This is a genomic window from Thiorhodovibrio frisius, assembly GCF_033954835.1.
Classification (GTDB): domain Bacteria; phylum Pseudomonadota; class Gammaproteobacteria; order Chromatiales; family Chromatiaceae; genus Thiorhodovibrio; species Thiorhodovibrio frisius.
The window spans coordinates 1748663-1773376 of sequence record NZ_CP121471.1 but is presented as its reverse complement, the minus strand read 5'-3'; the positions used below and the strand labels follow the sequence as shown (position 1 = coordinate 1773376).

The 24714-nt window shown below is 61.6% G+C and carries 23 protein-coding genes; 15 read left to right on the top strand and 8 right to left on the bottom strand.

Annotation, left to right across the window (positions count from 1 at the left end; all coding sequences use genetic code 11):
* Nucleotides 1-22: 22 nt before the first annotated feature.
* Together Thiofri_RS08240 and Thiofri_RS08235 are read right to left on the bottom strand one after the other, a co-directional pair.
* A complete protein-coding gene (locus Thiofri_RS08240; RefSeq protein ID WP_009148191.1) occupies nt 23-463 on the bottom strand; it encodes a PIN domain-containing protein in 441 nt (146 codons plus the stop codon).
* A complete protein-coding gene (locus tag Thiofri_RS08235) occupies nt 460-750 on the bottom strand; it encodes a type II toxin-antitoxin system Phd/YefM family antitoxin (RefSeq protein ID WP_009148190.1) in 291 nt (96 codons plus the stop codon). Before Thiofri_RS08235 ends, Thiofri_RS08240 begins: the two co-directional genes overlap by 4 nt.
* A 342-nt stretch (nt 751-1092) precedes the next feature.
* Here Thiofri_RS08235 and Thiofri_RS08230 point away from each other — a divergent pair, with 342 nt between their 5' ends.
* The 4 genes from Thiofri_RS08230 to Thiofri_RS08215 all read left to right on the top strand — a co-directional run bounded on the left by Thiofri_RS08230 (nt 1093) and on the right by Thiofri_RS08215 (nt 4126).
* On the top strand, nt 1093-1371 hold the full coding sequence (locus tag Thiofri_RS08230) for a toxin-antitoxin system TumE family protein (protein ID WP_223296759.1): 279 nt from the start codon (nt 1093-1095) through the stop codon (nt 1369-1371).
* Nucleotides 1349-1609 carry a hypothetical protein gene (locus Thiofri_RS08225; RefSeq protein ID WP_009148188.1) on the top strand — a complete coding sequence of 87 codons (261 nt, stop codon included), beginning with the start codon at nt 1349-1351 and terminating at the stop codon, nt 1607-1609. The genes Thiofri_RS08230 and Thiofri_RS08225 overlap by 23 nt, the downstream gene beginning before the upstream one ends.
* A 232-nt stretch (nt 1610-1841) precedes the next feature.
* Nucleotides 1842-2405, top strand: a complete 564-nt coding sequence (locus tag Thiofri_RS08220; RefSeq protein ID WP_009148187.1) for a hypothetical protein — start codon at nt 1842-1844, stop codon at nt 2403-2405.
* A 374-nt stretch (nt 2406-2779) separates the two neighbouring features.
* Complete coding sequence (locus Thiofri_RS08215) at nt 2780-4126, top strand: phosphatidate phosphatase App1 family protein (RefSeq protein ID WP_223296719.1); 1347 nt, start codon at nt 2780-2782, stop codon at nt 4124-4126.
* On the opposite strand, the gene Thiofri_RS08210 is transcribed toward Thiofri_RS08215, so the two are convergent.
* The 3 genes from Thiofri_RS08210 to Thiofri_RS08200 form a co-directional block, all read right to left on the bottom strand.
* Nucleotides 4110-4577: a DUF2269 family protein gene (locus tag Thiofri_RS08210; protein WP_009148185.1), complete on the bottom strand. Its 468-nt coding sequence runs from the start codon at nt 4575-4577 to the stop codon at nt 4110-4112. The two genes, Thiofri_RS08215 and Thiofri_RS08210, sit on opposite strands and share 17 nt — an antisense overlap.
* Nucleotides 4577-5860 (bottom strand): NAD(P)H-binding protein, encoded by a 1284-nt coding sequence (locus Thiofri_RS08205; protein WP_009148184.1) that lies wholly within the window; start codon nt 5858-5860, stop codon nt 4577-4579. Before Thiofri_RS08205 ends, Thiofri_RS08210 begins: the two co-directional genes overlap by 1 nt.
* A gap of 315 nt (nt 5861-6175) precedes the next feature.
* Complete coding sequence (locus Thiofri_RS08200) at nt 6176-6700, bottom strand: GbsR/MarR family transcriptional regulator (RefSeq protein ID WP_009148183.1); 525 nt, start codon at nt 6698-6700, stop codon at nt 6176-6178.
* Nucleotides 6701-6974: 274 nt separating this feature from the next.
* Between Thiofri_RS08200 and Thiofri_RS08195 the strand changes: the two genes are divergently transcribed.
* From Thiofri_RS08195 to Thiofri_RS08180, 4 genes are all read left to right on the top strand, one after another.
* Nucleotides 6975-7373 carry a hypothetical protein gene (locus Thiofri_RS08195; protein WP_143741860.1) on the top strand — a complete coding sequence of 133 codons (399 nt, stop codon included), beginning with the start codon at nt 6975-6977 and terminating at the stop codon, nt 7371-7373.
* A gap of 129 nt (nt 7374-7502) precedes the next feature.
* Nucleotides 7503-8624 (top strand): ABC transporter substrate-binding protein, encoded by a 1122-nt coding sequence (locus tag Thiofri_RS08190; protein ID WP_009148181.1) that lies wholly within the window; start codon nt 7503-7505, stop codon nt 8622-8624.
* A complete protein-coding gene (locus Thiofri_RS08185; protein WP_009148180.1) occupies nt 8614-9711 on the top strand; it encodes a FecCD family ABC transporter permease in 1098 nt (365 codons plus the stop codon). The genes Thiofri_RS08190 and Thiofri_RS08185 overlap by 11 nt, the downstream gene beginning before the upstream one ends.
* Nucleotides 9712-9716: 5 nt before the next feature.
* Complete coding sequence (locus Thiofri_RS08180; RefSeq protein WP_009148179.1) at nt 9717-10496, top strand: ABC transporter ATP-binding protein; 780 nt, start codon at nt 9717-9719, stop codon at nt 10494-10496.
* 64 nt (nt 10497-10560) lie between these two features.
* Here Thiofri_RS08180 and Thiofri_RS08175 read toward each other — a convergent pair whose 3' ends face one another.
* The gene (locus Thiofri_RS08175; RefSeq protein ID WP_009148178.1) at nt 10561-11280 is read right to left on the bottom strand and encodes a Crp/Fnr family transcriptional regulator; all 720 of its coding nucleotides are present in this window, start codon (nt 11278-11280) and stop codon (nt 10561-10563) included.
* A 244-nt stretch (nt 11281-11524) separates the two neighbouring features.
* Between Thiofri_RS08175 and Thiofri_RS08170 the strand changes: the two genes are divergently transcribed.
* The 4 genes from Thiofri_RS08170 (at nt 11525) to Thiofri_RS08155 (ending at nt 21611) form a co-directional block, all read left to right on the top strand.
* Nucleotides 11525-11713, top strand: coding sequence for a Thivi_2564 family membrane protein (locus Thiofri_RS08170; protein WP_009148177.1), 189 nt, complete (start codon nt 11525-11527; stop codon nt 11711-11713).
* A gap of 43 nt (nt 11714-11756) precedes the next feature.
* Nucleotides 11757-11975: a hypothetical protein gene (locus Thiofri_RS08165; protein WP_009148176.1), complete on the top strand. Its 219-nt coding sequence runs from the start codon at nt 11757-11759 to the stop codon at nt 11973-11975.
* 155 nt (nt 11976-12130) lie between these two features.
* Entirely contained in the window at nt 12131-12754 is a 624-nt protein-coding gene (locus Thiofri_RS08160) for a carboxypeptidase-like regulatory domain-containing protein (RefSeq protein WP_009148175.1), read from the top strand.
* A gap of 31 nt (nt 12755-12785) precedes the next feature.
* Nucleotides 12786-21611, top strand: a complete 8826-nt coding sequence (locus Thiofri_RS08155) for a GH36-type glycosyl hydrolase domain-containing protein (protein ID WP_009148174.1) — start codon at nt 12786-12788, stop codon at nt 21609-21611.
* Nucleotides 21612-21679: 68 nt separating this feature from the next.
* Here Thiofri_RS08155 and Thiofri_RS08150 read toward each other — a convergent pair whose 3' ends face one another.
* Nucleotides 21680-22078, bottom strand: a complete 399-nt coding sequence (locus tag Thiofri_RS08150) for a PIN domain-containing protein (protein WP_009148173.1) — start codon at nt 22076-22078, stop codon at nt 21680-21682.
* Complete coding sequence (locus tag Thiofri_RS08145; RefSeq protein ID WP_009148172.1) at nt 22068-22292, bottom strand: DUF2281 domain-containing protein; 225 nt, start codon at nt 22290-22292, stop codon at nt 22068-22070. Before Thiofri_RS08145 ends, Thiofri_RS08150 begins: the two co-directional genes overlap by 11 nt.
* A 458-nt stretch (nt 22293-22750) precedes the next feature.
* Between Thiofri_RS08145 and Thiofri_RS08140 the strand changes: the two genes are divergently transcribed.
* From Thiofri_RS08140 to Thiofri_RS08130, 3 genes are all read left to right on the top strand, one after another.
* Nucleotides 22751-23107 (top strand): glycosyl hydrolase family 65 protein, encoded by a 357-nt coding sequence (locus tag Thiofri_RS08140; protein ID WP_040855659.1) that lies wholly within the window; start codon nt 22751-22753, stop codon nt 23105-23107.
* A gap of 326 nt (nt 23108-23433) precedes the next feature.
* Entirely contained in the window at nt 23434-24084 is a 651-nt protein-coding gene (locus Thiofri_RS08135; RefSeq protein WP_009148171.1) for a paraquat-inducible protein A, read from the top strand.
* On the top strand, nt 24084-24713 hold the full coding sequence (locus tag Thiofri_RS08130; protein ID WP_009148170.1) for a paraquat-inducible protein A: 630 nt from the start codon (nt 24084-24086) through the stop codon (nt 24711-24713). Before Thiofri_RS08135 ends, Thiofri_RS08130 begins: the two co-directional genes overlap by 1 nt.
* Nucleotide 24714: the final 1 nt, after the last annotated feature.

Sequence of the window (24714 nt, the reverse complement as noted above, 5' to 3'; positions counted from 1 at the left end):
AATGGGGCTCGACCAACCCATATTAATCCAGCCCCAGATCAAAGCCCTTCTTGAACGGGTTTTCGATGCGGAGCGCACCAATCATGCGGCCGTCCTGCATGTCTTCCGAAAGGAGACGTGTGACCCCAGAGGTTCTGGCCACCTCGACCAGCATGGCATCCCAGAAGGCAAAGCTTTGCGCCTCTTTCAAGCGAACGGCTCCGGTCAGGGTGCGACCATCGGCGACGGCGACCGGAAAGAGCTCCATCCAGTCATGCACCATCGCCGCGGCCTCTTCCGCTGGCATCTTGTCCTTGCGCGTCACGGCATGGAAAAACTCGGCGAGTGCCTGGAGGGTCAGCACGCAATCCGCGTCGGGCAGTCTGTCCATCACGGCCTGCGCCTGCTCGTGGCGCGCGCCCGCGTCCGTGTCGATGCTGTAGATCAGGATGTTCGTGTCGACGCTGAAGCGCTGCGCTCTCATCGATCACGTTCTTGGCATCGATCAGGCTCTTGGCACTGATCGCGCTCATGGAGGGTCTCTCGATCGACGTACGTCCCGCCGAGCGCATAGCCACGACTCATCCGTTCCCGCATACGCTCCCGAGCGGCGCGCTGGGCATCGGACAGCTGCGGCCGGGCCTCGATCGGCAGCACGCGGGCGATAGCCTTGCCGCGGCGTGTGATGATAATCTCGGCACCCTTCTCGACGCGCTCCAGGTAACGCGAAAGATGCTGATTGGCTTCCCGGATGGAGACGATTTCGTGCATGGGTTACCTTTGTGGGATATCCTACATTGTTCCAACTCTAGAACATGCCATCAGTTTCCGCAATGTCCGAGTGTTCTTGGACTACTCGAGGCGAGCATGCCCGGTTGAGCGTCTTGTGATGGATGGTAACCGGTCATTGAACGCGAGAGGCCGATTGGCCGCTCTGGGTCGGGACCGGTCCTTCGGCTGCGTTGCGCTGGTGAGTCTCAGCTGAAGGGCTGGAGTCGGCATGAAATTGCAGTTCGGCTAGAAGGACCTGGATGTTTCTGTCCACTATAAAGCCTGAAAACCCGGTCGCGTACGTGACCAATTCCATCGGCTGGATTGACCACAGTCTCGCTGGTGGAGGCTGATCTGTCTCGCGACAGAGTTGTCCAGGTTCATGACTGTCTCCACCCAACGCCTGACCATCCGCATGGGTTGAAGTACCGGCGCTATTGCGGCCATTCAGGGCGCTGTTTGGTGCGCTACGAGAATGAGCGAGGCAAAGGCGACCACGAACACATTGGCGCGAACGAGGCGCCCTATCGATTCGTCTCGCTGACGCAGTCGCTCGCAGATTTCGCGGCGGATGTTGCACAGGCGCTGGAGACCACCGATGAAAGCGATCATCAGCACTGAATCCTGGGATAGCCTACAGCCACAGTCCTTGGCAATCGCGCGGCAGGTCGATGCCGGCAAGACGCTCCCCGAGGCTGATTATCACTTGAGCTTCGCGGATTCGGCGCAGTTGTTCCGCGTGTTAGCGGTGCCGCATTTCCGCAATTTCCGGAAAAGCTTATACCAGGGTCCCGGCTTTGAGGTGACGATTTGCAGTGGTACAGGAATTGCTATGCACAGCTGTGCACCTGTGACCTAGTCCCCCAATTCGTTGTTCGCAAGCCCCTGATGCTGGCCCTGTTTACTTAAGACCCTATAGGCGTTCAGTTGTTGTCAACGGTAAAGTGCTTCATGGCCACGTCGACGACGATTTTTTTCCTTTGTGGCAAAAGCAACAGACGACTTGATTTTGCGACACCCGATCAACCATGATGGTGCGGCTGTTAACATGGTGTGCATACCCATACTCATTATTTGGAGAATTTTCCGCGATGCTGCTCGAGAACTATCAACAACAAGAACGCTTTTGGATGACGACCCTGTTTGGAGCCACGACCAAGTCCGATCTGCAGGCGTTTCGTGGTGAGTTCACCGTCCTAGAAGGCGAGCTGAACGCGGTCGCCGGTAAACGCACGCCTCCGCGCGCACTCCTCAAGCAGGCGGTTCTGCTCGCGACTGCCGATAAGCTCCTGATGGTCGCCGGCAGCTTCGAGAGTGTCGATGAGCTTCCCGAGTTCATCTCGCTTTTCAAAGACGATTTGGATCCCTCGTGCGTTCCGGTCATTTTCATCGAAAATCTCGCCGAGAGCTGTCAGATCGATGCTGAAGGAAACCGCTACGTGCTAATCCAATATCGCGAGGGCGCGGTCTGGAACGAGGTGTCTGAGTTCTATTACATCGACAAGCACGATCTGAAGGGACTGTCGAGCGAGGATAAGGTGCTGAAGCTCTATGAGGCAGGTAAGGAGTACCAGCCGAAATTCCCGGTCAAGACCCTCGAAGAGGTGCTGGCCACCAAGACCAACGCCAAGCGCGAGGGTTTTGGGGCCGTCTGAGATATCGCCACATCAAGCTCAGCGGCGCCTGCCCGAGGAGCCGGGATTTGCTCTCATGCTCCCGATGGCGCCGCGCATCATCTGGCTGCTTGGCGGGTCGGTCAGCTCTTCACTCGTTTTGGGTGAGTCTATGGTCGACGTTCGAATCGAGGGAAAGAAGGCCACGGCATCCGCCGCATTTCGAGCGACTGGAGTCAGACCATTACCTTCAGGCAGAAATGGGGCCAATGGTTCATCAAGCTCTTGCCGAAGCGACGATAATGAGTAAGCGGACGCCCCGATTCCGGACCCGTCGAGCCGGGTACTCTAGCGCGGTAACGCCAGCGCGCGCGACCGCGCCCGGTCGTATGATTCGGCGCCTGGCAGTGGCGATCATGGCCCTACTGCTCCTGCTCGGCGGGGTTGTGCCGCTGCGGGCCGAGGACGTCAAGACCGTCACTATCTACCCCAGTTACGGCTATCGGGCCGGGGCGCAGTGGGCGATCCCGCTGCGCCTCTGGGTCCATGAGCCCCGGTCACTCACCAACAACCTAATCACCCACCTGGTGGCGCGGCCCGAGCGGCACTCGACGGACGAGATCGCGCGGGCTCACCACCGCTTGTCCGACTTGGTCGCGGACGACGAGTCCGGTGAGCAGGTCGCTTTGGGTTTCGACGAGGACCCGCGTCAGATAGCCTACCAACTGCTGGATGCGCAGGGCAGACCGCTATCGAGCGACCTCAACGGTCTGATCGAGGGCACCTTGCGGCTGGATGTCGAACGGTCCGAGGAGCTGCTGCGCGCCCAGCGATCCACGCAGGGCTGGCTGCGCCTGCGCGCGCGCTCACCGGGGCACCAGGGGAATGGCAGGGTCCGTCTGCTGGCATCCCAGGGACGCTCCGTGATTTCCGATATCGACGACACCATCAAGATCACTGGGATCCCCGCCGGGCAGGAGGTGGTGCTGGAGAACACTTTCTTCCGTCCCTTCGTCGCCGCGCCCGGGATGGCGCAACGCTACCGGACACTCGGCGCTGCGACGGCGTTTCACTATGTCTCCGGCAGCCCTTGGGGACTCTATCGCCCACTCGCGGAATTCATCACGGCGGCCGGCTATCCCGCGGGCTCCTTCCACATGAAGAGTGTGCGCAAGAACCTGCTCACGGCGGGCGCGTGGCAGGATATTGCGCGCCTAGCGGGCGGCGAGGCGACGCGGGTGCAGAAGCTCGCACAGATAGGCGCGATCATCGGCCAGTTCCCCGCGCGCCGCTTTATCCTCGTCGGTGACTCCGGTGAGCAGGATCCGGAGATATACCGCGCGATTCGCCAGCGATTCCCACGGCAGATCGAGGCGATCTGGATCCGCGATGTCGTCGACGACCGCGTCCTCCATCCCGAGCGTCTGGCGGGAATGGCGGTCATCGAGGGTGCGGCCTGCCGCCCTGGCTCCGATCCGGCGCAGGCGTCTGATGACCAATCGAAAGCCGGGCAGCCCGAACCGGGGCCTTTTTTGGACCCTCTGGTCGGTCTGTATTCTGATGTTCATACTCTTCTCGGGTTTTTGAAGAACCTTTTTCTAGGCAGCGGCGATATGGTCTTCGGTCAGCCAGCCCGATGCGGTGGCGGCAAGCTGGGTGCCGCTGTCAGAGGCAAAGATGATCGGGTCGCCGTCTTGCAGCCCATATATCCGGCATCGATATCGGGATCTTTTTGGTCGCTGCGCCCTATAGTGTGGGTTTGAACACCATCAACAGAACAATAGCCACCATGGCAACGAAGGCGGGGACGCCGAGCCAGAACCAGATGCGCCGGTAGCGGTGATAGATCGGGGCCAGCGGCTCGCCATGCTCGACCGCACGGTTGCTGATCTCCCGCATACGGATCTGTAGCCACACCACTGGCAGCCAACAGCCGCCAGCAAGCGTATAGAGCACTAGGGTAGTCACCACCCAGGGGGCACCCCAATCGAAGCCGAGAATGTGCAGCAGCAAGAAACCGCTCAATGGTTGGATAAGCATCGTCGGGGTGGTAAAGAGCCAATCGGCCCACACCACCAGCCGGTTGGTGATGGCGATTGCGGCGACATTGCCACTGCGATCAGCGAAGTATTTGTAGAAGGCGCTGCCCAGTCCAGTGCCGAACAGCAGGATGGAGCTGAGGATATGAATGCTCTTTAACGTTAGGTAGTCCATCACTTTCTCTCCAGTTGCAGCATTATCAAAGTAGCCACCAGCAGAGGAATGTTCTTGCTAATAGGGCCGTAGGGGTGGAGCCAGAACTCCGGCAGGGTAATGGTGATGATTAGGCTGTAGGCGAGGATAGTGGCGATCTGCAGCAGTGCCACTGCGGTGACATGGCGGCGCAACAGCAGGGCGGTGCCGAGCAGGAGGTCGAGCAGCGCCGCACCATAGAGGAAAAACGGCTGGGCGATCTCATCAATGCCCACCTCTTCTAGGAGTGCATAGCTCTTTTCCTGCGGATAGAGGAAGGCAGAAGTTATCGCAGTGAAAATCCACAGCAGCGCCAGGGAGTAGCGCAGCAGCGGGGCGAGAAAGTAGAGCCGGGCGTGCCAACGGTCGGCATCACTGGCGGGTGTCTTCTGCAACATCGCATCAAGTGATTGCGGTCGGAAGTTAAACGCCGCAATAAGCGGCGTAACATCGGCGCAGTTGCCGCGTTGCAGCATCTCCACACTCCCCCTGTCGATAGGTGTCGCGCCGAGAAAACCGCCCAGTTGCGCCAGCCTTAGTGCGAGCGGATAGGGGATGGCGAGTGGGCGTAGCTCCCCCCCATCGAGCCACTGTCGCTGTTTCGCCAGCAGCTCACGCATGGTGATGGCATGCGGGCCGACCAGCTCAATGTGTTGCCGGTTGGTTGAGTTATCTTCCACTGCCTGCACCACTGCCCGGACCAAGTCGTCGATATGGAGCGGCTGTATCCGTTGGTTCCCGTCGCCAACAAGTGGCGTGAACGGCAGTGATGCCAATGCGCGGAAAAGGGCGGTGCTCTTCGCCCCGGCACCGTAGACGATGGAGGGGCACAAGATGGTCCAGTCGATATCGAGACCAGCCAGCGCCTCATCCGCCGCCCGCTTGCTCAGGTGATATTGGCTCCGTGCCCCCGCATCGGCACCGAGGGCGGAGATTTGGATAACCTTTCTAACCCCGGCTTTTGCCGCGGCGCGAAAGAGGGCTATCGGGGTATCAGTGTGAAGGGCGGCAAAGCGCTGGCCGCAGCTCTCGCGAATGATGCCGACCGCATTGATAATCACATCGATATTTGTCAGCCGAGGCAGCCATGCCTCTTCACCAAGGTCACGGGCAAAGTCGCAGGCAATATAGTCGGCGACGACGACGGACCTCTTGGCCCCCTGGAGATTGCGCACGCAGGCCACCACCCAATGCCCCTCGCGTGTCAGGGCACGCAGCAGGTGGGAACCGATAAAGCCACCGGCACCTGTGAGGAGGATATTCATGCTTTTCCCCTTTTGTTGGAACTTTCAGTAAAAACAGAAATTTCGTAGCAGATTAAGATGTTCCTAGTGTGTGGCTGTAAGGTGTTAGTCGTTTATTTGGAAATTAGACGACTAATACACAATTTCAGCGCCACACCAGACACTTCGTTTGTATGTCGATTGGGTCACGCATGCTGGTGAAATGCTCGCTCAAAATGCTTGTCGCTGGGTAAAACGCACCCTCCGCAAGGCTGATACTCACCTGCAAGATAAGCAGTCAAGCCATTAACTGCTTTCCGTGTGTTCTGTATGTTTCGTGGCCATATCCATTACCTGCTAATTGCTGAGCAGGTTCTTGATCTTGCTCCCCAGTTTCATCAGCCTACTCAGGGTCTTGGGGTCGAGTTTCCGGATCTGCTCATACCAGCCGGTGATCTGCTCGAGAAACAGCAGCGTCTCTTGGATGCGCTCTTTTACCACTGGACTGGTCTTCTTATCCGCCTCCCCCTCCAGAACGCACTCGCGCAACAGGGTTAGGGTTGGATCGAGTTCGCGCCGCTTCCGCTCCTCGCTGATGACAAAAAAAATGTCCCAGACATCCTTTTGCGATTCGAAATAGTCGCGCCGATCGCCCATCCGGTGGATCACCTTGACCAGCCCCCACGACTGCAGCTCCTTCAGGCTGGTACTAACATTGGAGCGGGCCACCCCGAGGGTTTCGCTGATCTGCTCGGCGTTGAGCGACTTCTCGGCCAGGTAGAGCAGGGCATGAATCTGCGCCACGGTGCGGTTAACCCCCCAGCGTGAACCCATTTCACCCCAGTGGAGGATGAATTTCTCTGTGGTCGGTGTCAGCTTCATATCTTTCTTGCCTGGATTTTCTGTATAGACAGAAATTAGTGAACAATTCCCCGTCTGTCAAGGGGAGACGGAAAAGAGAGATTTGCGCTATCGCGATTCTTGGCCGATTTTCCCCGGCGGATCGGCCAAAATCCCTTGCCACTAAAGGGCTGGACGACAATTTTGGATTTCACGCGAGTGGCTACATCGTGATTTGCACTAGCTCCGTTATCTGTTCTTGCTCAGGTGTTGGGATGCTGTTCTGATCGAACCCAGCGCGTTGGCCGCGAATCTGTTGCCCATCTTTTATTTGGCCAAGACCTTGCCAACGCGCGCCGAGCTTCTCGACGGTCGTGGCACCTCTGAAGGCGGCGATCTCCGCCGAACCGATTTGTTGATATGTCATCGATCCGCCGCCACCACCACCGCCACGCTACGCAAATCTAGGCGCATTTCGCATCCGCGTCGCGGGGGTGAGATCCTGGTTGCACATCTGATGAGCCGCGACGAGTTGCGAGAGCATCACGGCCGGCATCATGCCGTCGCGCGTGATCTGCTCCCTGCGGAGACCGAGATGCGGGGCCTGTTTGAGCGAGCGGGGATGCCAAGCCTAGCGATCAGTGATCGCCCTGGGCTATATCTGGCACGCGGCGTCGCCGGCTCGGGCTTGCCGGCGTCGCGGAGTCCGCGCTGAGCTGACCAACTCGTCATTCCATCTGGTCATACGCTTTTTTGATTTTATAATATCGAGCGCTTGCAGTGGATGGTTACAATCAACGGGAGAAGATCATGAGGCGAGCCTGGACTCGGGGAGACCGACGTCATGCGTAGGCGTAAGTTGCTGCGCGCGGCCGCGCTCGGTTCGTTGTGGCCTGCAATACCGCTTGCGGCCAGTGCCGGTTCTAGGCCCGATGCGACGGCTGCCGTGGCTTCGTCATCGACGAAGCAGCCGTTACCGAAAATGGTCGCGCTGGGTCCGGGCGCTTTACGTCTGCTGGTCTATCTGAACGCGACCGACGGGCTCTGCGCAATCGAGGCGATGGAGCAGCGCGGCCCGAACGGTCGTCCCTATACCTTCATGCTCGGTGATCTGAACGAGCAGCTGCCGGTGATCGGCCCAGGCGGTGTCGGGCGCCTTCCAGATCTCGAACGGCTGTTAATGGTCGAGCCAGACCTGGCGGTGGCCGTCACCCTCGACGAGCAGCAGGTGCGGATGCTTGAGCAGCGCGCCGGCATCCCGGTGCTGCTGCTCAGCTACGGCGATATCGGCGAGCTCCAACTGCCGGTATTTGCCGAATCACTGCGCCGGTTGGCGGAACCGCTCGGGCGCCAAGACCGTGCCGAGACGCTGCTCGGCGCCATCGATACCTCGCTTGCCGAACTGTCGGCACCTGTGGTTGGCGTCGAGCCGGTCAGCGCCTACATTGGCGGCATCAGCCTCAAGGGGCAGCAAGGGCTCGCCAGCACTCAGGCTGGCCATCTGCCGATGCGCTGGGCGGGTGCCGACAACCTGGCCGATCGCATCGCCGAGTCCGGTCATCGCTTTATTGATCCGGAGCAGCTACTGGCTTGGAATCCGCCAGTCCTGTTCATCGACGGTGGCGGCCTGCCCGCGGTGCTGAAGGAGGTCGCGGTCAATCCAGGGCTGTTCGCCGCACTTGACGCGGTGCAACGCGGACAGGTCTTCGCGACCTTGCCGTTCAACTCCTACAACACCAACGTTGAGCATGCGTTGATTAACGCCTGGTTCATCGCCTCAAGGCTCTATCCGGAGCAGTTCCCGGAGTTTGATCCCATCGCCAAGGCCGACGCGATCTACCGAGATTTCTACGGCAAGCCGATGTATGCGCGTCTGCGCGCGGAGGGGCAGGTGGGGCAGCCTGGGTTCGCGCGTGTTGATCTCCTGGCTGGCGAGGTTTACCCGCTGCCGACTGATGACGGCTGATATCCCGCCTGAGGGTCGGGGCGCCCCCATCCAATGTTACCTGCGCCTGCTCCGCCAACGCTTGCTACTCGGGCTGATGATGGTCATTGCGCTCGCGGTGCTGCTGCTGATTGCGCTTGGCAGTGGCTCCTACCAGCTCGGTCCTGGCGCAGTCGCGGCGGCGTTGTTCGCCGGGCCCTCGCCGGCGGATCGCGAACAGCTGGTTGCCGCACAGGTCATCTGGGGGTTGCGGCTTCCGCGGGTGATCGCGGCGCTGCTGGCCGGCGCCTCCTTGGGCCTGGCTGGCGCGGTGCTGCAGGGGCTACTGCGCAATCCGCTGGCATCGCCTTTCACACTCGGCATCTCGCAAGGCGCAGCCCTCGGGGCGACCTGTGCCATCGTGCTCTTCGATGCCGGTGCCTTGCATGCGGTGGGCACCGAGGCCATGACCCTGCAAGCGCCGATGAGCGTGGTCGGCTTGGCGCTGACTGGTGGCCTCGGCGCGGCATCGCTGATCCTACTCATTGGCACACTCCGCGGCCTGACGCCCGAGGCGGTGGTCTTGGCCGGCATTGCGCTCGGCGCCTTCGCCAGCGCCGCGACGATGATCGTTCAGTACTTTGCCTCCGACAGCCAGGCCGCGGCGACCCTATTCTGGACCTTCGGCGATCTCGGCCGTGCCGGCTGGTCCGAGGTCGCCTGGCTAGCGGCTGCGCTGGTCGCGATCGCGCCCTGGCCGTTGCGGGCGGCCTGGCGCTATAACGCGCTCGCTTGGGGTGATGATCTCGCCAGCGGGCTCGGCGTCTCGGTCGCCAGACAGCGGTTGATCGGCACCGCTGCGGCCGCCGCACTGGCGGCGATCACCACCGCCTTTCTGGGTGTGATCGGTTTCATCGGGCTGATCGCGCCGCATGCGATCCGCCTGCTGATCGGCGGCGATCAGCGCTTTCTGCTGCCATTCTCCGCCCTCGCCGGCGCGCTCATCCTGCTCGGCGCCGATACCTTGGCACGGGTGTTGATCGCGCCAGTCATGTTGCCGGTCGGAGCGGTGACCGCACTACTCGGCGCACCGCTGTTGCTGGTGTTGCTGCTGCGCCAGCGGCGCTGACCGCGATGCTCGAGATCGATCGGGTATCCTTCGCCTATCCAGGCTCCGCCGCTGTAAACGGCAGTGCGCGTGCGCTGCTGCTGGATCAGTTGAGCCTGTCATCGGCGCCAGGTGAACTGCTGGCCGTGCTGGGGCCGAATGGCGCCGGCAAGTCGACCCTGCTCAAACTGATCGCCGGGCTCTTGCCTTGCAAGCAAGGACGGATTCGCGTCGATGCCACCGATTTGGACTCGCTGAGCCGGCGCGAACGCGCGCGGCGGATCGCCTATCTGCCGCAGATCACCGAGACCGCGCAGGTGACGGTGTTCGAAGCGGTGCTGCTCGGCCGTCTGCCGCATCTCGGTCTACAGCCGAGCGAACGCGACCTTGAGGTCGTCGATGCGATGATTTGCGATCTCGGGCTGGCACCGCTGAGCGCCCGGCGAGTTGGTCGGCTCAGCGGCGGTGAACTGCAGAAGGTCGTGATCGCGCGCGCGCTGGTTCAGGAGCCAAGACTGCTGCTGCTCGATGAGCCGGTGAACCATCTCGATCTGCGCAACCAGATCGCCGTGCTGCGGAGCATCCAACAACTCGCCCGGGAACGCGCACTCATTACCTTGGTCGTGTTGCATGACTTGAACCTCGCACTGCGCTTCGCCGACCGCTTCTTGTTACTGGGCCCGGCGGCGGTGAGCAGCGGCCAGATGGATGCGCTCGGTTCGGCGGATATCCGCGCGGCCTATGGCATCGAGGTGATCAGGGGCCAGGTTGGCGGGCATGCGGTCATGGTGCCTTGCGCGGATTAGCCTGATACCACTGCTCGGCTGCTGTCGCCACCGCTGATGGACCTCTCCGTCGCCCCGCCCGCCTTCACCCCGCCAGCAGGCGCTGAAATTCTCGCCGCACCACCCCGTAGCACTCGCACACCCGGGCTTCCAGTCCCGGCCGATCGAGGACAGTGATGCACCCCCGGCTGTAGCGAATTAGCCCGGCGCTCTGCAAGTGCCCTGCCGCTTCGGTCACGCCCTCGCGACGCACGCCGAGCATGTTGGCGATCAATTCCTGGGTCATGCGCAGTTCGTTCGCGGGGAGGCGATCAAGGCTAAGCAGCAACCAGCGGCAAAGCTGCTTGTCGACGCTATGATGCCTGTTGCACACCGCAGTCTGGGCCGTCTGGGTCAGCAGCGCCATGGTGTAGCGCAGCAGGAGGGGTCGCAGACTGCCGCCGCGTTCGAACTCGCGTTTCACCACTGAACCCTCCAGCCGGTAAGCATAACCCGCACTCTGCACCACCCCGCGATTGGGCACGGTTTCCCCGCCCATGAAGGCGGCGAGACCGACAATGCCCTCATTGCCGACGACTGCGATTTCAGCGGAAGCACCATTCTCCATTACGTAGAGCTGGGAGACGATGGCATCAGTGGGGAAATAGACGTGGCTCAACCCTTCACCCGACTCGTACAGGGACATGCCGAGCGGCAGCGGCACTAATTCCAGCTGGGCAGCCAAGCGCTTGAAGTCCTCTTGGGGAAGGGCATCGAGCAAATGATTCTGCTTCGGGCAGACGTGCCTGGGTGCGGTGGCCATCATGAGTCGACTCCTGATTCTGAGAATCCGCCGCACAAGCGGAAACAACCTTTCACAACTCATGTATCGCACAAGCAAGTCACCGACAGACATCCGGGTGACTCCTTTCGCAAGTATCAGGGAAACACCCAAGCCTCTATCAGGCAGGTCACCTTTATCATCACTCTGTGCGCCAGCGAACAGAAGATAAGCGTGGCGGGATATATTCTTTTCTCCGTTCGCAAAACCATCTGACGGGAGAAAGTCCATGCCTCTGATTACACTGATCGTCACCCTTGCTGTCGTTGGCCTGATTCTATGGGCCATTAACACCTATCTACCCATGGATGGAAAAATCAAGAAAATCTTGAATGTGGTTGTTGTCATTATCGTGATTCTCTGGCTGCTGCAAGTCTTTGGACTCCTCCCTTCAATGTCGGGGATGCGAATTGGTTAGTCAATCGGCACAGATCAACCTGCAAATGACAAAGAGACTCAGCATGAATGCAATCAAGATAGCCGCAATTGCTTTAATCATTGTCGGCGGATTGGGCCTGACCTTTGGCGGTTTTAGTTACATTGGAGACTCCAGCCAGGCCAACCTGGGGGCTATTGAGCTAACAATGAATGAACGCCATTGGTTCAGCATCCCGGTATGGGCGGGCGTGGCGGCGATTGCCGTTGGTGCCTTGCTACTCGCTGTGCCAAAAAGTGGCTAGCTCCTGTACTGTCGTTCTTAGTGCCCCATCGCAGCCTTGAGGAACAAGCATGCCGCCATCACCATTCTGCGCAAGCTGTTACAAAACGGCACAAGGGTGACATCCAACAAAGGCTTCATCCGTTAATCAAAGTGATACACGAAGAGGGAATAGAAATGGCCATTTTCAATCGCGCAATGATCAAACGGATGGGGCTTCTAGTGGGCTTTTTCCTGCTCATGCCAATCGGAGTCCAGCCGATGTGTGGGGATCCGCCGCGAGTGATCCTCGCAGGCGACATGGGACATGTGGCCGAGCCCGAGTCAAGCTGGGCCATACGTCCAGCCGAAGGGGCGAATCCGGCAATGCAGCAGCCAGATACGCAAGCAGAGATGGGCGCCCGCGTGCCGGCAATGGACACCATGCACTCGGAAGTCAAAACCGATAACGGGATTCGCTACGTCTCGGGTGGCATCGGCGACAATGAGCGCAATGAACTCAATACCATGGGCGGTGCCTTTAACCTGCATTTAATGTTCGCAACCAAAGGCAGCGGCAAGTACCTCTCGGCGGTACAGGTGAGAGTCTTAGATACCACCAATAGTCCAGTTCTAACGGCAGTATCAAACGGCCCATGGCTCTTCGCGCAATTGCCGCCAGGCCAGTACAAGGTGGAAGTCACGCCCACTGGCAACAGAGGCCACAACGAAACTCAGAGTAAAACGGTTAACCTCGACAATATCGGCCGATCTCAAATGGATTTTTATTGGGACGATGAAGCGCCCACTCAAGATGAATAACCACTAACCATCAACCCAGGAGACCGCGCACATGAATACACTGAATCAAGCGATGCGCGAGGTCTCCTTGATGCTGCAAAAGTGGAGGCGTCCCACCGGCCTTACCGATCCAGACATCAGCGAGGAGCCGCCGCTGCGCGGAGAATTGTTCAGCGCAGCGCAGATGGAACAGCATGGCAAGGTGCTGGCTGGGGTGCATCGGCTAATGCCAGGCCATCCGCCCGATCTGTTGCTAAGGCGCCTGACCGAGAATGGCACCGTGCTGGTGGAAGTCTGTCGATTGTTGATGGTGGCGGTTACCGAAAACCGCCGCATCGCACCGGCTGGCGAATGGCTGCTCGATAACTTCTATCTGATCGAGGAACAGATTCGCACGGCCAAGCGGCATTTACCCAAGGGCTATAGTCGCGAGTTGCCGCGTCTGCGGCGGGGTCCCTCGGCGGGCCGACCCAGGGTCTATGATCTGGCGCTGGAGGTCATCGCGCACGGTGATGGGCGCGTGGACTCAGAAAATCTCAGCCGCTTCATTGCTGCCTATCAGAGCGTCACCGTGCTGCGCTTAGGCGAGCTGTGGGCCATTCCCATCATGCTGCGCCTTGCGTTGATCGAGAATCTGCGTCGGGTCGCGGCAAGGGTCGCCGTCAGTCGCACCGATCAGAACCTGGCCGATGGCTGGGCCGATCGGATGCTGGCGATGGCCGGCACAGACCCGAAGAATCTGATCCTGGTAATCGCCGACATGGCGCGCTCGAACCCACCCATGTCCGGCGCGTTCGTCGCTGAGCTGGCGCGCCGGTTGCAAGGGCGCAGCGCTTCGCTGGCACTGCCGCTGACATGGATCGAGCAGCAGCTCGGTGAATCCCAGTTGACGATAGAACAACTGGTGCGCGCGGAGAACCAGCAGCAGGCCGCCGATCAGGTCTCCATTGGCAACAGCATCGGCAGTCTGCGCTCCCTCGGGGCGATGGACTGGCCCGAGCTGGTCGAGACCATGAGCCTGGTGGAGCGGACCCTGCGCGAGGATCCCGTCGGCATATACGGGCGGATGGATTTCACCACGCGAGATCGCTACCGGCATGTGGTGGAGCGAATCGCCAAGCGCGGGCGGCTGTCCGAGACCGAGGTGGCACGCGCGGCCATTGATCTGGCGCAGACCGGGGCGACCTCGGTTGCAGCGAGCAACGCCGCAAGCACTCCGGCCCAAGGCTCGTCGGATGCGTGCGCCGCGCATGTTGGCGACTACCTGATCGGTCGCGGATTGCCCCAACTCGAAGAGCGTGCAGGATTGCGTCGCTCGGGTTTGGCATCACTGCGCAAACCAGAAGGCGGCGCTGCCCTGGCGCTCTATCTGGCCGGCATCCTGTTGCTGACAACCGGCTTTTCTTGGGGGTTACTGACCCAGGCCGAGGGGGCGCCGAACTGGCTGCTGCCCATATTGGCAGCGCTGGCCGTGCTCGGCACCAGTCAACTGGCGGTGGCGCTGATGAACTGGCTGGGGAGTCTGCTCGCCACCCCCTACCCGCTTCCGCGTCTGGACTTCTCGGTGAGCATCCCACCGGACGCGCGCACCCTGGTGGTAACGCCGACCCTGCTCAGCAGCAAGCAAGAGGTCGAGGCCCTGCTCGATGCGCTGGAGGTGCGTTTTCTGGCCAATCGGGGTATCCATTTGCATTTCGGTCTGCTCACCGATCTGCGCGATGCGCCGAGCGAGACTCTCCCGGGTGATCAGGCGCTAATTGACCAGGCGGCGCGCGGCATCGCGGCGCTCAATGCCAAATATCCGTGCACCAACGGCGATCACTTTTTACTCTTCCATCGCCCACGGCGCTGGAACCCGCGCGCCGGGGTCTGGATGGGCTACGAGCGCAAGCGCGGCAAACTGATGGATCTGAACGCCTTGCTGCGTGACGACAATGATGCCGGGCTGCGCGCCACCCCGGTCGATCAACCAGCCGACGACGGACAGGCCCCAGCATTGGACGCGCGTTTCTCGCTGATCGTCGGCGACCGGCTCATCCTGCCAAACATCCGCTATGTCATCACCCTGGACACCGACACCCAGCTCCCGCGCGATGCCGCTCGGGAACTGGTTGCGGCCATGGAACACCCGCTCAATCAGCCGCGCTTCGACCCCGCACTGGGCCGTGTCGCCGAAGGCTACGGCATCCTTCAGCCGCGCGTGGCCGTGAGTCTGCCCGGCGCCAATCGCTCGCGCTTTGCACGCCTGCATGGGCAGGATGCCGGCATTGATCCCTACACCCAGGCGGTGTCGGATCTGTACCAGGATTGGTTTCAAGAAGGCTCCTTCATCGGCAAGGGGATCTACCATGTCGATGCCTTTGAGGACGCGCTCGATGATCACTTCCCCGAGAATCGCATCCTCAGTCACGACCTACTCGAAGGCTGCTACGCCCGCTCCGGTCTTCTGTCCGATGTGCAACTCTACGAGGACTATCCAGCCTGCTACAGCGCTGATGTGAGCCGCCGCCACCGTTGGATTCGCGGCGACTGGCAGATTGCCCAGTGGTTGCTGCCGCGCGTGCCAGGTCGTAACGGCAACCTGCGCGTCAACCCAATCTCCGCCCTATCGCGCTGGAAGCTGGCCGACAACCTGCGCCGCAGTCTGGTGCCGGCGGCACTGACCGCGCTGCTGGTGCTGGGGCTGGTACTGCTGGATCAGCCTGGCATCTGGACTCTGGCGGTGCTGAGTATCCTGCTCATTCCGGCACTGCTGACCGCCATGCTGAGCGCGCTGCGCAAGCCTGGTGATCTGCGCTGGTCCGCGCATCTGGCCGCTGCGGTGCGCGCCGTCGGCCAGCGTTTGACGCAGGCGCTCTTTAACCTGGCCTGTCTGCCCTACGAGGCCTACTTCAGTCTGGATGCCGTGATCCGCACCCTATGGCGACTGGGCATCAGCCGGCGTGGTCTGCTCGAATGGACCTCATCGGGGGACTTGGATAGCACCGGCAAAGCGTTGGGTACCCATTATCGCACCATGTGGATCGCCCCGGCCCTGGCATTGTTCACCGGGGCCGTGCTGGCGTGGCGGGCGCCCATGCTCGGACTGGCCGTCGCACCTCTCCTGCTGGCCTGGCTGGTCGCACCCCTGCTTGCCTGGTGGATGAGCCGCCCGCTTGCGCACCACGCGGCGCATCTAAGCGCCGAGCAGATCGGATTCCTGCACAAGAACACGCGCAAGACCTGGGCCTTCTTCGAGACCTTTGTCGGCGCGGACGACCACTGGCTGCCGCCTGACAATGTGCAGGAGCACCCGCTGGCAGTGGTGGCGCATCGCACCTCGCCGACCAACATGGGGGTGTCGCTGTTGGCAAATCTGGCTGCTTATGACTTCGGCTACCTGCCCGCAGGCGAACTCATCGCGCGCACCGGTGAGGCACTGCGCACCATGGCCGCGCTGCCGCGCCATCACGGCCATTTCTTCAACTGGTACGACACCCAATCCCTGGAGCCGCTCGAACCCCGCTACATCTCATCAGTCGATAGCGGCAACCTGGCCGGTCATCTCTCGACCTTGCAACCGGGGCTGCTGGCGCTGATTGACGCCCCCATCCTGAATCCGCGCTGGCTGGAAGGCATCCAGGATACCTGGCAGGTGCTGACGGATGCCGTTGCGGAGGCTCCCGGATTCAGCCTTGGACGCACACTGCCGAGCGAGCTTCGTCCCTTCCAGGACAGGCTGAAGGCCGCCACTCTGGCGCCACCGACTGGGCTGAGTGAGGCATGCAGCTGTCTTGATCAGCTGACAACGCAGGCGCAAGCGGCTGCGCTGGAAACGAATGCGAAGGCAGAGGATGCGGTGACGGTTTGGACGCAAGCTTTGGCGCGGCATTGCCGTGGGTTGCTGGATGACTTGGTATTGTTGGCGCCTTGGTGCTTCAAAGACGATCAGGACAACAAAGACGACAACGACAAGAGCTCGCAGAGCGACGACCTGGCCATCACGCTGCGCCAATTGGCCGAGCTTGAGCTGAATACAGAGGAATCCGCTCAGCTGGCCAGCCAGCGCATCAGTGACATTGAGCAACTGGCCTATACCACGAGCGAGCTGTCCCGCCTCGACTACGACTTTCTGTTTGACGAAGCGCAGTCCCTGCTGTCCATCGGCTACCGGGTCGCCGAGCGCCGCCGCGACGAGAGCTACTACGACCTGCTCGCCTCCGAGGCGCGGCTGGGTTGTTTCGTCGCCATCGCCCAGGGCCAGTTGCCGCAGGAGAGCTGGTTTGCCCTTGGCCGTCTGCTCACCCGCGCCTCCGGCAGCACCACGCTCTTGTCCTGGAGCGGCTCAATGTTCGAGTACCTGATGCCGCTGCTGGTGATGCCGAGCTACGCTAACACCCTGCTCGACCAGACCTATCACACCGCCGTCGCGCGCCAGATCGCCTATGGCCGGGAGCGTGGCGTGCCCTGGGGCGTGTCGGAATCCGGCTATAACGGCGTCGATGCCCAGCTCAATTATCAGTACCGCGCCTTTGGCGTCCCTGGGCTGGGGCTCAAGCGCTGGCTGGCTGAAGATCTGGTCATCGCGCCCTACGCCTCGGCACTCGCGCTCATGGTGGCACCCGAGGCCGCCTGCCAGAATCTCCAGCGGCTCGCAGCCGCTGGGCTGTCAGGGCCGTTCGGCTTCTATGAGGCCATCGACTACACGCCATCGCGGCTGCCGCGTGGCCAGGCGAGCGCCGTGGTGCGCTCCTTCATGGCCCATCATCAGGGTATGACCTTGCTGTCTCTGGCCGCGCTGCTGCTTGATCAGCCAATGCAGCGCCGCTTTGCCGCTGTGCCGTCCTTCCAGGCCACCGCGCTGCTGCTACAAGAGCGCATCCCCAAGACCACGGCCTTCTATTCCGACACCCATGGCGAGATCACCAGCGAACGCGCCAGCGACGGCACACTGGAGTCACCAATCCGCGTCCTCACCAGCCCCAACACCCCGCATCCCGAGGTGCAGTTGCTATCGAACGGGCGTTACCACGTCATGGTGACCAACGCCGGCGGTGGCTACAGCCGCTGGCAGGATCTGGCCGTCACCCGCTGGCGCGAGGACAGCACGCGCGACAACTGGGGCAGCTTCTGCTATCTGCGCGATCTCGACAGCGGCGCACTCTGGTCGAGCGCCTACCAGCCGACTCTGACCACACCGGATCGCTTCGAGGCGATCTTCTCCGAGGGCCGTGCCGAGTTCCGCCGCCACGATCACGAGATCGAGACCTACACCGAGATCGTCGTCTCCCCGGAGGACGATCTCGAACTGCGCCGGCTGCGCCTGACCAACCACTCGCGCAATCGCCGGGTGATCGAGGTCACCAGCTACAGCGAGGTGGTACTCGCCCCGCCCGCGGCCGATGCCCTGCATCCGGCCTTCAGCAATCTGTTCATGCAGACCGAGATCCTCCCTTCCGGCTCGGCGATTCTCTGCCACCGCCGGCCACGCTCGCAGCAAGAGACCTCGCCCTGGCTGTTCCATGCGCTGGTGGTGCGCGGCAGCTTGGCATCTGAGGTGGCGAGCGATGCCGCGCTGGCGCCATCCGCCGAGACCGACCGTATGCGCTTTCTCGGACGGGATCGCAGCCTGGCGGCTCCGCTGGCCATGGATCAATCCGGCGCTCTGTCCGGCAGCGCCGGCTCGGTGCTCGATCCCATGGTTGCCATCCGCCAGTGCATCGTCCTGGAGGCCGAGCAGACCGCCACCCTGGACCTGATCTGCGGCATCGGCGAGACCCGCGAGCAGGCGGTAGGACTGGTGGAAAAATACCAGGACGGGCGCCTGGCCAATCGCGTTTTCGATCTGGCCTGGACGCACAGCCAGGTTGTACTGCGCCAACTCAATGCGACCCCGGCCGACGCCCAGCTTTATGGCAGGCTGGCCAGCTCCATCCTCTATACCAACGCCGCATTGCGCGCCGCGCCCGGCGTACTGGCGCAGAACCGCCGGGGACAGTCTGGCCTCTGGAGTCACGCGGTCTCTGGTGATGTGCCCATTGTGCTCTGCCAGATTGCCGACCAGGCCAATATCGCCCTAGTGCATCAACTGGTGCAGGCGCATGCGTACTGGCGACTGAAGGGACTGACTGTCGATCTGGTGATCTGGAACGAGGATCACGCCGGCTATCGCCAGCAACTCCAGGAGCAGATTCTTGGGCTGATCGCCGCCGGGGTCGAGGCGCATGTGGTCGATCATCCCGGCGGCATATTTATCCGCCCGGCCGATCAGATCTCGGACGAGGATCGGGTACTGTTCCAGACTGTGGCGCGCGCCATTTTGAGCGATGAGCGCGGCACCCTGGCCGAGCAGCTCAACCGCCGCGACCCGCGGCAGAATCGCACGCCAGCCTTCAAGCCCACCGGCAGCCGCGCGCGCGACTGGTCACAGCCGGCTCCCCCCCTCCCAGCGCTCCGGTTCGACAACGGCACCGGCGGCTTTTCAGCGCACGGGCGGGAATACGTCATCACCACCGAGCCCGGCGGTCAGACCACGCCGGCGCCCTGGGTGAATGTGCTGGCCAATGAACATTTTGGCACCGTGGTCTCCGCCAGTGGCGGCGCCTACACTTGGAGCGACAACGCCCATGAGTTTCGACTCACCCCCTGGCATAACGACCCGGTCAGCGATGTCCACGGCGAGGCTTTCTATCTGCGCGATGAAGCGAGCGGCCAGGTGTGGTCGCCAACCCCCCTGCCCGCCAGCGGCACCACGCCTTATGTCAGTCGGCACGGCTTTGGCTACAGCGTCTTCGAGCATCGCGAGGCCGGCATTGACTCAGAACTCTGGGTCTATGTCGCCCTGGATGCACCAGTAAAATACATGGTGCTCAAGCTGCACAATGGCTCCAAGCATCCGCGTCGGCTGTCCGCGACCGGTTATGTCGAATGGGTGCTTGGCGACCTGCGGCCCAAGTCGGCGCTGCATCTGGTCACCGAGGTCGACCCGAATAGCGGTGCGCTCTTCGCCCGCAATCCCTACAACAGCGAGTTTGCTGGTCGACTGGCCTTCTTCGATGTTGACGACCCAAACCGCAGCCTAAGCGGTGACCGCACCGAGTTCCTCGGGCGAAACGGCACCCTGAGCCAGCCCGCCGCACTCACTAGGACGCGACTCTCCGGTCGGGTCGGCCCGGCACTCGATGCCTGTGGCGCACTGCAAACGCATTTCGACCTCGGCCCTGGACAAGACCACGAGATCGTCTTCCGGCTCGGCGTGGTCGGCCGGCGCGACGCCGATGATGCCACCCTGCTGGCGCAACCTCAGCGCGGCTCAACCGCCGCCCGCGCAGCGCTGGCGGCAGTGCAAGCCGATTGGACGCACCGGCTCGGCGCGGTGCAGGTCGAGACGCCCGACCCGGCGCTTGACCTACTCGCCAACGGTTGGCTGCTTTACCAGACGCTGGCCTGCCGGTTCTGGGCGCGCAGCGGCGATTATCAGTCGGGCGGTGCCTTCGGTTTCCGCGACCAATTACAGGACAGCATGGCGCTCATCCATGCCGAGCCTAAGCTGGTGCGCGACCATCTGCTGCGCTGTGCGGGGCGTCAGTTCCGCGAAGGCGATGTCCAGCACTGGTGGCATCCGCCCTCAGGTCGCGGCGTACGCACGCGCTGCTCGGACGACTACCTGTGGTTACCGTTGGCAACCTGCCGCTATGTTCGCACCACCGGCGACACCAGCGTGCTCGACGAGACCGTCTCCTTCCTCGATGGCCGCCTGGTCAGCGGCGAAGACGATGGTTACTACGACCTGCCCGGCCAGAGCGACGAGTCGGCCAGCCTCTATGACCATTGCGTGCGCGCCATTCTCCACGGCCTGCGCATGGGCGAGCATGGCCTGCCGCTGATCGGCTCGGGCGACTGGAACGATGGCATGAATCTGGTCGGCATTAAAGGTCGCGGCGAGAGCATCTGGCTCGGCTTCTTCCTGCATCAGGTGCTGACAGAGTTCGCCGAGCTGGCACGGGCGCGCGACGATGCAACCTTGGTCGAGCGCTGTGAGTCTGAGTCACAGTGCCTGTGCGAAAACCTTGAGCTGCATGGCTGGGATGGCAGTTGGTACCGGCGCGCCTACTTTGATGATGGCACCCCGCTCGGCTCTGCGACCAGTACCGAGTGCCGCATCGACTCCATCGCCCAGAGCTGGTCAGTGCTGTCCGGGGTTGCCGATCCCGAGCGCGCACGCCAGGCCATGGCGGCGCTGGATCAGCACTTGGTACGCCGCGATGCCGGACTGATCCAACTGCTCGATCCGCCCTTCGATCAGTCACCACTCGAACCCGGCTACATCAAGGGCTATGTCCCCGGTGTGCGCGAGAACGGCGGGCAATACACCCATGCCGCCATCTGGGCCACCATGGCCTTCGCTCGCTTGGGCGACCGGGCGCGCGCCTGGGAGCTGTTCGACATGATCAATCCAATCCTGCACGGGCGCACCGCCGAGGACATCGCCACCTACAAGGTCGAGCCCTATGTGATTGCCGCCGATGTCTATGGCGTCGCGCCCCATATCGGGCGCGGCGGCTGGACCTGGTACACCGGCTCAGCCGGCTGGATGTATCGCCTCATCCTCGAATCCCTACTCGGACTGCACCTGGAGGGAAACACCCTGCGCATCACGCCCTGCCTGCCGGCGGACTGGAATGGCTTCAAGCTCAGCTACCGCTATCGCGAGACCACCTATCAGATTGAGGTCAAGCAAGTCCGTGCCTTGGAGGGGGCTGCGAATGGAGTGACGCAGCAGTTAAGGCTGGATGGCGTTGAGCTGGAAGAGTCAGTGATTCGGCTGATTGATGATCGACAGAAGCATCGTGTTCAGATGACTGTGTTTGGAAAAACCATGATTCGCAACAATGACTGACCCACAGTTGCAGAGGAAAACTTGCCACAGTGACGGCGACACATTCCGTCGCAACCAAACTGGGCTGGTCATTTGAAGGGATTCACCACCGTCAAACGATTATTAATCACCTGACCGTCCTGTAAGTCTTCCGAGTATAAGGTAGTACAACGGGACTCGAGCGCGGCCGCGATGATTAGGCTGTCATAATGTGAAAAGCCATACCGATCTCCTATCTCAAGTGCAGACAACAGAGTGGACGGTGATAAAGGATGGAGCTGGCTCTCGTGCAGCCAGCGCTTTAGCACATCGCTGATCACCCGGACATCGAACCCGAGCTTGCGCCTCATGACATTCGCAGCTTCGTTGAGCACCTGCAAGGATAGGGTTGGGTGACAGGTCAAGATGGAAAGCGCTTGGCGGCGTTTCGCCTGATCTTCGCTCATGCTGTATAACGCGACATTGGTGTCGATGAATTTAGCGCTCATTGGCCTCATCCCGCTTGAACTTGAAATTCTTTGGGATTCGTGGGTAGTGCGAAAAGAAGGCCTCCAACTCGATCAGGCGTGCCGCTTGGTCACCCGACTCGAAGGATACGGGGTGACGGGTGCGAAGATACCCAATGAAATCGAGGACTTCCTCGCCAAGGTGCTCGGGTAGTGTTTTCGCTTCCTCTTGGATCAGATCCGCGATGCTCGCCATGGGGTGCTCTCCTGATCGTAACTCCAAAATCCCAAGGTTAGCCCAATTTTGGTCGGTGGGCTAACTATCTTGGATACCAAGCGCACCTGTAATTTCCTATGGCCAGCCGGAGGTTCTTTGAGGCAGCCTTGCTGGCATATTCGATGAGGAGCGCCAAGCCCATCATCCCGGAGAGGTGGTGTATAATGAACGCAGATCGGTGCAGTGCCGGTCCTCAAAGTACCCTGTCTCCAAGCTCCAGCCATCATGGCCCACCGTTCCTCTTTTCCAAGAAGAGGAGCAGTGTTGATCCAAGTCTCCGACTTCCTAGCATCAAGCACGGCGCTAGCCGAAAACCGCCCAAGAATGCTCTAAGGAAGGAAGAAGGAGAACATTACTCGTATCCGTGCCCTCTGGCAGGAAGCAGATCGAGAAGCTGAACCGCCGAGGACATCGCCACCTACAAGGTCGAGCCCTATGTGATTGCCGCCGATGTCTATGGCGTCGCGCCCCATATCGGGCGCGGCGGCTGGACCTGGTACACCGGCTCAGCCGGCTGGATGTATCGCCTCATCCTCAAATCCCTACTCGGACTGCACCTGGAGGGAAACACCCTGCGCATCACGCCCTGCCTGCCGGCGGACTGGAATGGCTTCAAGCTCAGCTACCGCTATCGCGAGACGCTCTACACAATCGAGGTCAACCAGGCATCCGAGGCGAATAGCGCACCACAGGTGACCCTGGACGGAGTCCCGCAAGACGGCTTGACCATCCCCTTGAGCGACGACCGCCGGTCTCATGCAGTCGAGGTCAGTCTTGTGCGAACCGGGTTTTGAGAACAAGGCTTCGATTCCCCTGAAGCATCCGTTTTATCCTCTGCGGCAGCCAGGACCATGCGCATTCGGGTGACCTGGCCTTTGCCCTGCCTGCGCTTACCGATCACCGAAACGACGACTGCAACCTGCGCAGGACGGTGCCAACGCTTGGTTTTAACTTTGAGTGGTGAGACACTGTCGCTATCAAAACTCGGCCAAGCAGTCTCCGAGCAATAGCCAGAGCGCCATGGCGCCGAGGTCGCTCGGACCTTGATTCATCGCAACAGGGTGGCGCTTGGCCCTATTGAAGCAACGCATTGGCCCCTGAACGCTTGCCCCCGACCTGCATGCAAACCCTGGCATGTCCCGATTGTGATCTGCTACAAAGCGTCCCGGATCTCCCGCCTGGGGGCAAGGCAAGCTGTGGGCGCTGCGGCCATGTGCTGGCAACCGGCACCGCCGACCCGATCAGCCGACCGCTGGCGCTGACTATCGCCGCTCTGCTGTTGTTGATCATTGCCAATTTCGACCCGCTGATGGGGCTGTCTGCTGTGGGTCGCCACGCGAGCACGACCATCATCGGCGGCGCCTATCAGATGTGGATTGAGGGCGAGCAGGCGACGGCGGTCATCGTCGGCTTCTGCGCGGTGGTCGCGCCGGCGGGCTATATCCTGTTCATGCTAATGGTGCTGCTTGGCGCCGGGCGGACGCCGGTGCCGGGCTGGGTTGGGGAAATGCTGCGCTGGGCCGAGCGCATGCGGCCCTGGTCCATGGTCGAGGTCATGATGCTCGGCATCCTGGTGGCCTTGATTAAGATCGCAGCCCTGGCGAAGGTGGAGCCCGGCTTCGGTATGTTTGCCGTAGGTGTTCTGATGCTGCTGATCCCCGCCATCGAGGTAAGTTTCGATCCCCATGCGATCTGGCAGCGGGTCGCTTGGGTCAAGCCGAAAACATCACCCCCCATCGCCGGGGACTCGGCGCCCGAGGCGTCTTCCTAATGGCCGCCGCGCTGACCGCCGCGCAAGCCGGTCTGATCGGCTGCGAGCACTGCGGTTTGCTGGTGCGGGCCGCAAGTGCCGACGAGCCGGGCCATTGCCCGCGTTGCGGCAGCGCGCTTGAGTCGCGTCGGCGGCAGTCCATTGAGCGCACCTGGGCGCTGGTGATCGCAGCGGCAATCTGCTATATCCCCGCCAACTTGCTGCCGGTGCTCGGAACCACCACGCTCGGTTCCACCGAGTACGACACCATCATGGGCGGCGTGGTTTTCCTCTACACTTCCGGCTCTTGGCCGCTGGCGCTGATCGTGCTGATCGCGAGCGTGATGGTGCCCCTCGGCAAGCTGATCGCGCTCGGTTATTTGCTCATCTCCGTGCAGCGGCGCTCGTCGAGCAGCAATCGAGAGCGGACCCGACTCTACCGCATGGTCGAATTTATCGGACGCTGGTCGATGCTGGATGTCTTCGTCGACACCTTCACCGTTGCCCTGGTGCAGCTCTCGCCGCTGATGGCGGTGCGCCCCGGTGCCGGAGTCATGTTCTTCGCCGCCGTGGTCGTGCTGACCATGATCGCGGCCACCACCTTCGACCCCCGCCTGATCTGGGACGCGGGCGGCGAACAGGAGTCCTGAA